The 12,176-nt window shown below is 61.5% G+C and carries 13 protein-coding genes and 1 tRNA gene; 4 read left to right on the top strand and 10 right to left on the bottom strand.

Annotated features, from left to right (window positions below):
• Window positions 1–8: 8 nt before the first annotated feature.
• The 4 genes from Q0792_RS02650 to Q0792_RS02635 all read right to left on the bottom strand — a co-directional run bounded on the left by Q0792_RS02650 (window position 9) and on the right by Q0792_RS02635 (window position 2,987).
• Window positions 9–176, bottom strand: coding sequence for an apolipoprotein acyltransferase (locus Q0792_RS02650; protein ID WP_298836140.1), 168 nt, complete (start codon window positions 174–176; stop codon window positions 9–11).
• Window positions 177–223: 47 nt separating this feature from the next.
• Window positions 224–1,591 (bottom strand): DUF2927 domain-containing protein, encoded by a 1,368-nt coding sequence (locus tag Q0792_RS02645; protein ID WP_298836139.1) that lies wholly within the window; start codon window positions 1,589–1,591, stop codon window positions 224–226.
• Complete coding sequence (locus Q0792_RS02640; protein ID WP_298836137.1) at window positions 1,588–2,043, bottom strand: GNAT family N-acetyltransferase; 456 nt, start codon at window positions 2,041–2,043, stop codon at window positions 1,588–1,590. The genes Q0792_RS02645 and Q0792_RS02640 overlap by 4 nt, the downstream gene beginning before the upstream one ends.
• A 104-nt stretch (window positions 2,044–2,147) precedes the next feature.
• Window positions 2,148–2,987, bottom strand: a complete 840-nt coding sequence (locus tag Q0792_RS02635) for a MoxR family ATPase (protein WP_298836134.1) — start codon at window positions 2,985–2,987, stop codon at window positions 2,148–2,150.
• A 132-nt stretch (window positions 2,988–3,119) separates the two neighbouring features.
• Between Q0792_RS02635 and dksA the strand changes: the two genes are divergently transcribed.
• On the top strand, window positions 3,120–3,575 hold the full coding sequence (dksA, locus tag Q0792_RS02630; protein WP_298836132.1) for an RNA polymerase-binding protein DksA: 456 nt from the start codon (window positions 3,120–3,122) through the stop codon (window positions 3,573–3,575).
• A gap of 41 nt (window positions 3,576–3,616) precedes the next feature.
• Window positions 3,617–4,813, top strand: coding sequence for an FAD-dependent monooxygenase (locus tag Q0792_RS02625; RefSeq protein WP_298836130.1), 1,197 nt, complete (start codon window positions 3,617–3,619; stop codon window positions 4,811–4,813).
• Between the two features lie 74 nt (window positions 4,814–4,887).
• Here Q0792_RS02625 and Q0792_RS02620 read toward each other — a convergent pair whose 3' ends face one another.
• Window positions 4,888–5,940, bottom strand: coding sequence for an ornithine cyclodeaminase (locus Q0792_RS02620; RefSeq protein WP_298836128.1), 1,053 nt, complete (start codon window positions 5,938–5,940; stop codon window positions 4,888–4,890).
• Window positions 5,941–5,954: 14 nt separating this feature from the next.
• Window positions 5,955–6,875 carry an arginase gene (gene rocF, locus Q0792_RS02615; protein ID WP_298836126.1) on the bottom strand — a complete coding sequence of 307 codons (921 nt, stop codon included), beginning with the start codon at window positions 6,873–6,875 and terminating at the stop codon, window positions 5,955–5,957.
• A gap of 109 nt (window positions 6,876–6,984) precedes the next feature.
• On the opposite strand from rocF, the gene Q0792_RS02610 reads away from it, so the two are divergent.
• Window positions 6,985–7,410, top strand: a complete 426-nt coding sequence (locus tag Q0792_RS02610) for an Lrp/AsnC family transcriptional regulator (RefSeq protein ID WP_298836124.1) — start codon at window positions 6,985–6,987, stop codon at window positions 7,408–7,410.
• Here the strand turns inward: Q0792_RS02610 and Q0792_RS02605 are convergent.
• Entirely contained in the window at window positions 7,407–7,865 is a 459-nt protein-coding gene (locus Q0792_RS02605) for a disulfide bond formation protein B (protein WP_298836122.1), read from the bottom strand. The genes Q0792_RS02610 and Q0792_RS02605 overlap by 4 nt on opposite strands.
• A complete protein-coding gene (locus Q0792_RS02600) occupies window positions 7,862–8,440 on the bottom strand; it encodes a YqaA family protein (protein ID WP_298836120.1) in 579 nt (192 codons plus the stop codon). Before Q0792_RS02600 ends, Q0792_RS02605 begins: the two co-directional genes overlap by 4 nt.
• Window positions 8,441–8,565: 125 nt before the next feature.
• Between Q0792_RS02600 and Q0792_RS02595 the strand changes: the two genes are divergently transcribed.
• Window positions 8,566–8,649: transfer RNA gene (locus Q0792_RS02595), tRNA-Leu, on the top strand.
• Between the two features lie 336 nt (window positions 8,650–8,985).
• Here Q0792_RS02595 and Q0792_RS02590 read toward each other — a convergent pair.
• A complete protein-coding gene (locus Q0792_RS02590) occupies window positions 8,986–9,609 on the bottom strand; it encodes a nucleotidyltransferase family protein (RefSeq protein WP_298836118.1) in 624 nt (207 codons plus the stop codon).
• Window positions 9,610–9,664: 55 nt separating this feature from the next.
• Entirely contained in the window at window positions 9,665–12,082 is a 2,418-nt protein-coding gene (locus Q0792_RS02585; protein WP_298836116.1) for an FAD-dependent oxidoreductase, read from the bottom strand.
• Window positions 12,083–12,176 lie beyond the last annotated feature (94 nt).

Raw genomic sequence — 12,176 nt, 5'->3', positions numbered from 1 at the left:
ACCCGGCCTCAGAACAGCAGCCGGTCAAGAAGAACTGTCACGAACATCGACACAATGGCAAAGACGAGCGCATAGACGGCTGCATATTGAGCAATATCCTTGCGGTTGCCGCCACGTTTGGACGCTTTTCTGCCGCCGATCACGGCGCCCAGCAGCGCCCCGATAATCACAATCATTCTCTGTCTCCACCGGTTCTGTCGTCCCACGGAAGGGCCGCTGATGTTCAGGCGGGTCCGTTGTCGCGGGTCAGGGCCGCGATTTCGCGCAGTTTTGCGCGCACGACCCAGTCAGCGCCAAAGCCGTATCGCGCCCAACCCAGACTGTCCAGTCTGACCGCGCGCGCCTCTTCGACGCGGCCTTCCTGCAGGAGCGCCTCGGCGCGCAGCAATTCAAGTGTCGCAAGCAGGGAAGCATTCTGCGACGCGCGTGCGGCGTCAGTATGGGGGGCGACAAGGGCCCGCGCGCGCGCCGGATTCCGTTCGGAAAGGGCATAGGCCGCAAGCTGGGTTGCCACATAGGCGCGATGAAGCTGTGTTCGCGGAGACCGGGCATAAAAGCGATCTGCCTCGGCATATTGCTGGCGGGCCGCGACACCGTCGCTGGCCTGCAACAGCCTGGCCCGTGCATAATGTGAGAAAGCGCGACGGTTATCGGTCCAGCCCTGACGGACGGCGATCCGAAGTGCCTGGTCGGCTGCCCCCTGACGTTCGCGGAGCCCGGCGCCTGGTCCCAGTGCCGTCTGGATGGCATCGCGCCATTCCTGTGGCGTCTGGCTGGCCCGGCCGGTTCCGGCGCGGTTCCCCGACGGGTTGATCCGGCGGAAGATACCGGGCAGGCGGTCTGCCACTTCCTGTTGTGTCATGCCCGAGCGCAGTTCGGGGGCGTATGTCGCGCGCAGCATCAGCATATCAAAACCCGTCAGCACCGTATGGACATTGTCATCGTTGAAAACAGAGTCCGGCAGTCTGTAGAGGTCGTTCAGCGGGCCAAGCGCCTGGGCCAGTTCCTCATGAAGGCAGTCACGGACTTCCTGAGGGCTGGAATCGCTGGGAATGAAGACGGCCAGTTTTTCGCGCACGCGCAGCTGCGCCCAGTTGGTGCGTTCTGTCCGGCGGGCACTGCGGTATTCCCGCAGGGATGTCACATTCGGTGCCACGAAACAGGCCGCCTGTGGCAGCACATTCCGGATGGCACGCCGGGTAACGGCCTGCACGGTGATGCTGGCGTCACTTTCGGTTGTCAGGCTGATCGGCACATCGGCCTCCTGCTGGAGCCGCGCAATCAGCTGACGCAGATCAGACCTCAGCGTGGGGGGTGCATCTCCCGTCACGCGCACTGTGACCGGTCCTTCGAACCGGGTGAAAGTGGTCAGGATACGCCCGCTTTCCATCTGAAAGGACAGCTGCATGAAATCGCGGATCAGGTCAGGATTGGCGTCCGGGGCACGGGGTGCTGATACCGGTGCTGCAAAGGTCTTCATCGGCGGCAGTTCGATATCGGGCCCGGCAAGCCGTGAGGGCTGTGAGCTCTGCGAGGCCGGCACACAGGCCGACAGCAGCATGATGAGCGGGAGAACGAGGCGGCGTCTCACGCGCGGTTGTACCTGATAAAGGGTGTCTTCACGCCGATCCGGTCATAGAGCAGACGCGCATCCTTGTTGAAATCCTGTGTCAGCCAGTAGACAGAGGGCACCCCCGCGGTATCGGCGGCAGCATAGACCGCTTCGATCAGGGCGCGACCGATGCCCTGGCCCCGCACCGCCGGATCTGCATAGAGATCCTGCAGATAACAGGTGTTTTCTGCAGACCATCCGTGGCGGTGAAAAAGGTAATGCGTCAGGCCGACCAGCCGGCCATCCAGCTCGGCCACCAGTGCATTGAAATCCTGCGGGTCGTGACCCAGCAGCCGCGTGAAGTAGAGATCGTGTATCTCTGTGGGGCGCGAAGTTTCATAGAACGCGAGATAAGCTGTCCACAAAGCCGACCATGCAGCCTTGTCGTCCTCACGCAATGCGCGCACCACGAGCCCTGGTGTCTGTGTCATAATCTGCCCGTCTGCCTCAGCCCGCGATCTTGCGCCACGGGTCAGAATTTGTGGTGCTCTGTGGCACCGTTGGGCAGAGTGTAGCCGCGGATGCGCTGATTTGTCTAGCGGCCGCTGCGCGCAAGGAAGGCAAGCCGTTCAAACAGGTGCACATCCTGCTCGTTTTTCAGCAGGGCGCCGTGCAGCTTCGGCAGGGCACCGGCGCCGCCGGATCTGAGGTCCTCTGCGGTCATATCCTCGGCCAGCAGCAGCTTCAGCCAGTCGAGCACTTCGGAGGTGGACGGCTTCTTTTTCAGACCCTGCTGTTCACGGATCTCAAAAAACTGCGTGAGCGCTGTGGTCAGCAGCGATTCTTTGATGCCCGGGTGGTGCACTTCGACAATGCGCCGCAGCGTGTCCATCTCGGGGAACCGGATATAGTGGAAAAAGCAGCGGCGCAGAAAGGCGTCCGGCAGTTCTTTTTCGTTGTTCGATGTGATGATCACGATCGGGCGGTGGACGGCGCGGATTGTTTCGCCGGTCTCGTAGACAAAGAACTCCATTTTATCGAGTTCCTGCAGCAGATCGTTGGGGAACTCGATGTCGGCTTTGTCGATCTCGTCGATCAGCAGCACAACTTTTTCTTCTGCTTCAAAGGCCTGCCAGAGTTTACCTTTGCGGATGTAATTTGACACGTCATGCACCCGCTCGTCGCCCAGCTGGCTGTCGCGCAGGCGACTGACCGCGTCGTACTCATAAAGTCCCTGCTGGGCGCGGGTGGTGGACTTGATGTTCCATTCGATCATCGGCGTTCCCAGCGCACCGGCGACCTGCCGTGCAAGCTCGGTTTTGCCTGTTCCGGGCTCTCCCTTGACCAGCAGCGGGCGTTCCAGTGTCACAGCCGCGTTAACCGCGATTGTCAGATCATCGGTGGCGATATAGTCCGCCGTTCCCTGGAATTTCATGCTGTTGTCAACCCTTTAGTAAGCAATTTTCATGACGCTTTTAACCGCGTTTGTACCGGATTGTGTAGTGACAATCCGGCGAGGCTGCGGTATCTGCACGGTGAGGGGCACCTGGCCAGGGGACAAGTGCAGATGGAAAACGTTAGCCACGTTGAGGGGAAGCAGATGAAACAGGAACTTTTCCTGCCGGATGACTACCGTCCGGCCGAAGACGAACCGTTCATGAATGAACGTCAGGTTGAGTATTTTCGCCGGAAACTGCTGACATGGCGCTCTGAGCTTCTGGCTGGCAGCCGCGACACGATCGAAGGCCTGCAGGACGGCACGCGCAACATTCCCGATGTTGCTGACCGCGCCTCCGAAGAGACCGACCGCGCGCTTGAGCTGCGCACCCGCGATCGCCAGCGCAAACTGGTGAGCAAAATCGACGGCGCGCTGCGCCGTATTGAAGAGGGTGAATTCGGGTATTGCAGCGTCACGGGCGAGCCGATCTCGCTGAAACGTCTCGACGCGCGCCCCATTGCAACCATGAGCCTTGAGGCCCAGGAACGCCACGAAAGGCGCGAAAAGGTGCACCGGGACGACTGATCCCGCAACAACGGAAACGACGGGAAAAGCGCCGGCATCTGATGTCCGGCGCTTTTGTTTTGGCGATGGAACAGAGACTGGCAAAAAATGCGGTTGTGATCGGTGCCGGCATCGGTGGGCTGGCCTGTGCTGCGGCACTGGCCATGCGCGGGATAGCCGTAACGCTGGTTGAGCAGGCGGATGAGATCACCGAGGTTGGTGCGGGTCTGCAGATCAGCCCGAACGGACTTGCTGTGCTGCGCGCGCTGGGGTTGGCAGAGCCTCTGCGCCGTCAGGGCGCAATCAGGGCCGAAGCTGTGGTCATGCAGGACTACCGGCAGGGGCGTACCGTCGCCAGGCTGGACCTGAACCGTCTGGCCGACCGCGACTATCTCTTTGTCCATCGGGCAGATCTGATCGGTCTGCTGGCCCGCGCCGCGCGGCATCAGAACGTCTCTGTCGAGATGGGCCGGCGTGCGGTACGGGTCACACCGGGAACTTTGCCTGGGGTGGCCTTTGCAGATGGCGGAACGCTGCGGTCCGAGCTGATCGTCTGTGCCGATGGCATCCACTCCGTGGGGCGCAGCGCAGTCTGGCAGGGGCCTGAACCGGCCTTTACCGGACAGGTCGCCTGGCGCGCGCTGGTGCCCGCCAGGACCGATGCAGCGCCTGTTGCCACAGTAACGATGGGCCCGGGACGTCATGTGGTCAGTTACCCGCTGCGGGGCAGGAGTCTGACAAACATCGTCGCGGTTCAGGAGCGCGATGCCTGGGCAGACGAAGGCTGGTCGCACGGTGATGATCCGGAGAACCTGCGCGCGGCATTTGCCGATTTCGGAGGTCCGGTGTGTGATCTGCTGGATCAGGTGCAGGATGTCGGGCTCTGGGGACTTTTCCGGCATCCCGTTGCGGAAAGCTGGGAAAAGCAGGGCGTTGCGCTGCTCGGAGATGCGGCGCATCCGACATTGCCCTTTCTGGCGCAGGGGGCCAATCTGGCGCTGGAAGACGCCTGGGTGCTCGCGGCTCTGGCAGCTTCCGGTGAACTGGCAGAGGGCTATACCCGAACGCGCAGAGCCCGCGTTGTCCGCGCGATTGATGAGGCCAGTGCGAACGCGCGGCGGTATCACCTGCGTGACGGCGCGGCGCGTCAGGCAGCGCATCTGGCACTGTCACTGGGTAGCCGCGTGGCGCCCGGTCTGATGCTGAAGCGGTTTGAATGGCTCTATGGGCACGACGTGACCGCAACTCATCCGCTGTGATCCGGCGGCGCGCGCGCCCTGCCGGGCGCACGCATTCTGTTTCCTGGTTCCGGGCGTGCCCGGAACGGCGCGGATCAGGGCCTCGCGCGTTGCAGCATACCGAAGAGATCGCGCGGATCATCCGGATCGGCCAGCATGTCCAGCATATGACACAGCGGGGTCTTGCGGATCTGGTCGCGCACGTACCTAAGGGCGCTGAAATCCTCGATCGCGAAGCCCACGGAATCAAAAACAGTGATCTGACGCTGTGACGTGCGCCCTGGTGCCTGGCCTGTGAGGACCTGCCAGATCTCCGTTACCGGATGGTCCGGCGCAAGCTGCTGAATTTCGCCTTCGATCCGGGTCTGTTCGGGGTATTCGACAAAGATGTCGGAGCGTTCAAGAATGCCGGGTGCCAGTTCGGTCTTGCCCGGGCAGTCGCCACCGATTGCATTAATATGCACGCCCGCGCCGATCATGTTGTCGGTCAGAATGCGGGCATATTGTTTGTCGGCGGTGCAGGTTGTGATGATCCCGGCCCCCAGAATGGCGTCTTCGGGCGAGGGGCATGCAACGACTTTCAGGCCAAGTCCCTCGAGGTTCCGGGCGCATTTCTGCGTGGCGGCCGGGTCGGTATCGAACAGGCGAACCTCTGTGATGCCACAGATCGCTTTCATAGCGAGGCTCTGAAATTCGGACTGCGCGCCGTTGCCGATCATCGCCATGGTTGTCGCGTTCTCCGGGGCGAGCAGGCGGGCCACCAGAGCAGAGGTCGCGGCAGTGCGTAAAGCTGTCAGTATGGTCATTTCGGAGAGCAAAACCGGATAGCCTGAGGCCACGTCTGCGAGCAGACCAAAGGCGGTGACTGTCTGCAATCCGTCGGCGGTGTTCTTTGGATGGCCGTTTACGTATTTGAAGCCATACACTTCGCCGTCAGAGGTGGGCATAAGTTCGATCACCCCTTCGGCAGAATGGCTGGCCACCCGTGGGGTTTTATCGAAGAGCTGCCAGCGGCGGAAATCGGCCTCGATGTAATCTGCCAGGCCGCGCAGCATGTCCTCGACGCCGATGTGGTGAATCAGTCGCATCATGTGATCCACGGAGACAAACGGCACGAGTGCTTTGTCGGAAGGTGCACTGTTGGTCATGGACATTCTCCTGTTCAGTATGCGCGGGTCGGGCGGTCGAAGACCCTGCGTCCGAACGCAGAGGCAGCAAGATCGACCATGACCTGCGCGGTACGGCCACGCTCATCGAGGAAAGGGTTCAGTTCCACCAGATCGAGCGAGGTCATCAATCCGCTGTCATGCAGCATTTCCATGACCAGATGGCCCTCGCGGATCGTGGCACCGCCCGGCACGGTTGTACCAACGGCCGGCGCGACGGAGGGGTCCAGAAAATCCACATCCAGCGACACATGCAGCATCCCTCCCGCGGCCGCCACACGCTCCAGAAAAGCACTCAGCGGACGCGCAATCCCGGTCTCGTCGATATCCCGCATGTCCACGCGGTGGATGGCAGTTTTCTGCAGGGCGTCGCGCTCCTGAGGGTCCACCGAGCGCAGGCCGATGATAGCAACGTTTTCTTCGGGCAGAGGATCAGTGATCTTTGGGAAACCATCAAACCCGCTTCGCCCCGTGACGTATCCCAGAGGTGTACCGTGCAGATTGCCGCTTTCGGTGCTTTGCGGTGTATGAAAGTCGCTGTGAGCGTCGAGCCAGAGGACAAAAAGCGGACGTTTTTCCGAAGCTGCATACCGCATCGCGCCCGCGACCGTGCCAAGTGACAAAGCGTGATCACCACCAAGGAACACGGGCAGACCCTCTCCCAGGCTGCTTTCGGCGACGTCGGCGAGGGTGCGGGTCCATGCGACAGTCTCGGCCAGCGCATGAAGCCTCGGATGCGGTTCAGCGGTGAACGGGGCAGGGGTGAGATTACCCCGGTCCTCGACATGATACCCGAGGTCCGTCAGTGCCTCATTGAGGCCCGCGGTGCGGTAGGCGTCGGGGCCCATGAGGCAGCCGGTGCGACGCTTACCGCAGTCCACGGGTGCGCCGATCAGAATACATTTGTCGGGGTTCATGTCTATCTCCGGATTTCGAACTGCCCACAGAATATGAACCGGATCGGGATATCGACAAGCACCCGTTTTGATCATAATGTATCCAAAATTATCAATATGGATATACTGAATGGACGAATTGGATGGTCGGCTGATTGCGGCCTTACGTCACGATGCACGTGCGCCGCTATCGGAGCTGGCCTCGCGGCTGGGTGTCTCTCGGGCTACCGTACGGTCACGGCTGGCGCGACTGCAGGCTGACGGCGATCTGCTGGGCTTTTCCGTCATGCTCAGGAGCGATCAGATACGCGACCCTGTCCGCGGGCTGATGATGATTGCGATTGAAGGGCGCGGCACCGAGAGGATCATCCGCCAGCTTCGCGCATTGCCAGAAGTGCGGCATGTCTGGTCCACAAACGGGCGATGGGACGTGATTGTCGAGATCGGTACGACCACACTGGAGGCTTTTGATCAGCAGCTGTCGCGCATCCGGCTTTTTGATGGCGTTACAGCAAGCGAAACCAGCCTGCTGCTGTCGACACGCAAAGCCAGTTAGGCCCGGCGCCAGGCCAGAAGCCAGAGGCAGGCCAATGCAAGCGAGATCACTGCGTTCCATCCTGCCATGCTCAGACCCAGCATTTCCCAGGGGATTTCATCGCAGCGCACGATGGGTGCGGCCATGATCTGGTCAAACAGCTCGTCTGCTGTCAGGCCCCCGATCGAGGCCGATGTGCAGGATGTGGGGCCTTCCCAGAAACCCCGTTCCACGCCGGCATGAAAAAAGCCGATGGCCGAGGTTGTCAGAGCAGCTGCCGCTCCGGCGAGGGTCAGCATGCGGTTCGACAGGCCGAGAGCCAGCGCGCCGATTGCGATGGCGATGATATGCGGGTAGCGCTGCCAGTAGCACATTTTGCAGGGCGGCATGCCACCGATGTACTGAAACGCCAGCGCACCGGCCATCAGCGTGACCGATCCGAACGTTGCCAGCCAGAGCGCCTGTCTGCCTGTCACAGATACCTCACAAGATAAAAACCACCGGCCAGGATGACCACGAACAGGGTGAACATAAGGCCGAGCCTGCGTTCGATAAAGTCACGGATCGGCGCGCCGAACTTCCACAACAGCAGTGCGACGAGGAAAAACCGGATACCACGCGCCAGAATGGACGTTGTAATAAAGGTCGCCAGCGGCATTCCCGTCCAGCCGGACATGATTGTGATGACCTTGTAAGGAAAAGGCGTCACACCGGCAGCCAGCACGGCCCAGAACCCCAGGTCATTGAACCGCGTGTTGAATTCGGTCATCCGCTCGGCTTTGCCCAGGCTTTCAAGGATCGGCTGGCCGATGCTCTCAAAGGCAAAGGCGCCGATGGCATAGCCTGCAATGCCGCCCAGCACGGATGCGACAAGGGCAACCCCGGCGATCAGCCAGGCGCGGGACGGGCGGGCCAGGATCATCGGGATCATCAGCACATCCGGCGGGATCGGAAAGACCGAGCTTTCAATAAAACTGACAAAGGCCAGCACCCAGAGTGCGTGGCGGTGCTCAACCATGCTGAGCGTCCAGTCATAGAGCTTTCTGAGCATCTCAGTTCCGTTCCTGCGTATCGCGCCCCGCAGATCATGAGACCGCCGTCTGGTCAAGATGCAGGCGTATAAAATCCCGGATTATACTTGCCCGGCGGGCGGCTGGCGTGTAATCGCAGGGTGCTGCCCAAGTGGCGGAATGGTAGACGCAGGGGATTCAAAATCCCCCGCCTTCGGGCGTGCCGGTTCGAGTCCGGCCTTGGGTACCAGGCAGCTTTGTAACGACACCGGTCTGTCGCCCGATCCGCGAAAGCATTACTGCGGCGGCACCGTTCGTTTCCTGAACCGGATCGCTACCGGCATCCTGCTGGCATTGTTTCCACGGATCAGCACGCATGGGGTCGGTTCCGGCAAAACTCCGCCCGCGCAGAGCACTGCACTTTGATTTCGGTAGGATGCGGCAGATGCCGGTGCTAACCCTCAGAAACCCCATGACGACGGGGCCGGGGCAAATCGCCCGGGGAAGCTTTATATGCAGCTGCCGCAGCCGGGCTGAACGCCCCGCGTGGCACAAACGGGAGAGTCCGCCAACGGCTCTCCCGTTTTTATTTCCTGGTGGCCTCCCAGGCCTGCCAGTCTTCGGGTGTGTCCAGATCCAGCCGCGCGCGTCGGCCGCCAAGTCTGATGCAGCGCAGCGCATTACGCTCTGCGGCACGTCTGCGCAGCTCCCGCGCACCGTTGTCGCCGGAGATTTTCAGCAGATCGTCAAAGAGGTCTGAGCCCAGCACTACCGGGTGACCTGGCTGGTCATCCTCTGTCATCGCGCACCACATCAAAGTGGTGTCACCCGTTTCCGCGGAGGCCAGCATCTTCCGGATGTCATCCGCCGTGATATCCGGCAGGTCGGGCAGCAGGATCATCGCCGCGCGCGTTGCCGGGGGCAGGGCCTGTACGCCCCGCCGCAGGCTTGCACTCATCCCGTCGCTGGCATCCGGCACCGATACGGAAACCGCGCGGGAGCCCGTGAGGCAGCCGTACCGGTCGTGGGGACCGGACGGCAAAAGCACGATCACAGGCCCGCATGTTGCCTCTGCGGCGCGCGCAATCTGACGCTGCAGCAAGGGAACGCCATCGACATGGCGCATCAGTTTGTCCTCGCCGCGCATGCGCGAAGAGCGACCCGCGGCGGGGATCAACACCGGAATATCGGACGGAGATGTGGTTTTCATGGCCCCGGTTTACAGCAGGACGGTCATTTTCAACAGAGCGCCTTGCCGCGTTACCTTATCCGCGCAGCCGTGAACCCTCCGGGTCGAACAGTGGCCTGGTGATAACCTTTGCCGGGCACATATGGCCCAGGATCTCTATTTCGACATCCGGTGCCTCGCCGACCCTGTCTGCGGGCAGAAAACCCATCGCGATGGACTTATCCGCGTAGTGCGACCATCCACCGGACGTGCAGAACCCGACAACCCCGCCATCAAGCCAGATCGGCTCGTACCCCTGAACATCGGCATCCCGGGCCTGCACGTCAAAGGCAACCAGCCGGCGTGCCGGGCCTGTGCTGCGTTCTGCCTCTGCTGCAGCACGACCGATGAAATCTGCGTTTTTCGACCAGCTGATGAACCGGTCGAGACCTGTCTCGGCCGCAGTGTAATCCGGCGAATATTCTGACATCCAGCTGCCAAAGAAACGGTCCAGACGCAGGGACATCATCGCGCGCATTCCGAACGGCGTTATCCCTTGCGGCTGACCGGCCTCCCACAGGGTGCGCCACAATGCGCGCTGGCTCATGGCGTCACAGTAGATCTCGAACCCCAGATCGCCGGTGTAGCTGACCCGCTGGACGACACAGTCTGCCATGCCAATGGTCATGCGCCTGACATCCAGAAATTTCATCTCCGCGACGTCGGCGAGCGTTGTGGCGGACAGAACATCGCGGGCGCGGGGGCCTGCGATCTGAAAGCCGGTCATGGTGTCAGAAATGTTTTCAATACGGATATCCGGTTCCGCGTGTCTTTCGAACCAGCGCATATGGAAGTCCTGAGCGCCATAAGAAGCCGTCAGCCTGAAGTCAGTCTCAGACAGGCAGGAAACGGTGAAATCCCCGATCAGCCGCCCGCGTTCAGACAGCATCGGCGTCAGGCTGAGACGGCCGGGAGCAGGAAGTCGCCCGGCCATGATCCGGTCGAGCCAGGCGCGCGCACCTGACCCGGTGATGCGATACTTGCCAAAGTTGTGAACTTCATTGATTCCAACGGCTTCCCGGACGGCCCTCACCTCGCGACCGGTCGCGCCAAAAGCATCCGAGCGGCGGAATGACGGGGTCTCAAACCCGGGCTCGTCCCCGCGCGCAAAGTAGTTCGGTACCTCCAGACCGTATTGCTGGCCCCAGACCGCCCCGAGATCGCTGAAAATGTCGTACATTGGTGTCGTGCGGAACGGGCGTGCGGCGGGCAGCTCTTCATTCGGGTAGGCGACTGAAAACCGCTTCTGATAGTTCTCGACGACCTTTGGCAGCGTGTATCCCGGTGTGATCCAGGACCCGAACCGGGCCACATCCATGGCCATCACGTCGCGTTCCGGCTCTCCCTCGATCATCCACTGCGCCAGTGTCAGACCGACGCCGCCGCCCTGACTGAAGCCTGCCATCACACCACAGGCCGACCAGTAGTTGCGCATGCCCGGCACGGGGCCGACCAGCGGGTTGCCATCGGGCGCAAAGGTGAAGGGCCCGTGGATGACGTTTTTCACACCGGCACGCTCCAGATCCGGGAAGCGGCGGTAGGCAAAGGCAATACTGTCCTCGATCTTGTCAAAATCATCGGGCAGCAGATCCTGGCCAAATTCCCACGAGGTTCCGCCAACTGCCCAGGGCCTGCAGGTCTGTTCGTAAAATCCGATGCACAGCCCGCGCCCTTCCTGGCGCAGATAGCTTTCACCCGCCGGGTCCATCACATGCGGGTGCTCAACCCCGTCGGCCATCATTTCGGTGATCAGCGGCACGTCGTCGGTCACCAGATACTGGTGTTCCATTGGGTGCAGCGGAAAATAGACGCCGGCCATGGCACCAACCTCGCGCGCCCAGAGGCCGCCGGCATTGACCACATGTTCGGCGTGAATGCTGCCTTTGTCGGTCACGACGTCCCAGGTGCCGTCGGCGCGCTGAAGGGTCTCGCGCACCATGCAGTGGGTCTCGATCGTGGCGCCCCCCATGCGGGCCGCCTTGGCATAGGCATGGGTGGTTCCTGACGGGTCAAGATGCCCGTCAAGCGGATCATAGAGCGCGCCGATAATGCCATCGGTATTGGTTACAGGCGCGATTTTGCGGATCTCCTCAGGTCCCACAATCTCTGTGTTCAGACCCATGAAGCGGTGCTTGGCACGTTCGGCCAGCAGCATGTCAAACCGGTCCTGATTATCTGCCAGTGTAACACCACCCACATGATGGAGCCCGCAGGACATGCCGGTAAGTTCCTCAAGCTCGCGGTAGAGACGGATGGTATATCCCTGCAGGGCGGCCATGTTGGTGTCACCGTTGAGCGTGTGAAAGCCGCCGGCCGCATGCCACGTGGAACCCGAGGTCAGCTCAGACCGTTCCAGCAGCATAACATCGGACCAGCCGAGTTTCGTCAGATGATACAGGACAGACGCGCCGACAACGCCTCCGCCGATGATCGCAACACGCGTGGTGGTCTGCATGGGGTCTCCGCTCCGCTCTTTGCGGAATGATGGAAGACCCCGCGCACAGCCGCAGGTTCAGAAACGACAGAACATGCCGTTTCGCGCGCACAGT

This window comes from uncultured Roseobacter sp., from assembly GCF_947495025.1.
In the GTDB taxonomy this organism is placed as follows: Bacteria; Pseudomonadota; Alphaproteobacteria; order Rhodobacterales; family Rhodobacteraceae; genus Roseobacter.
This window is presented reverse-complemented; position numbering and strand designations above follow the sequence as displayed.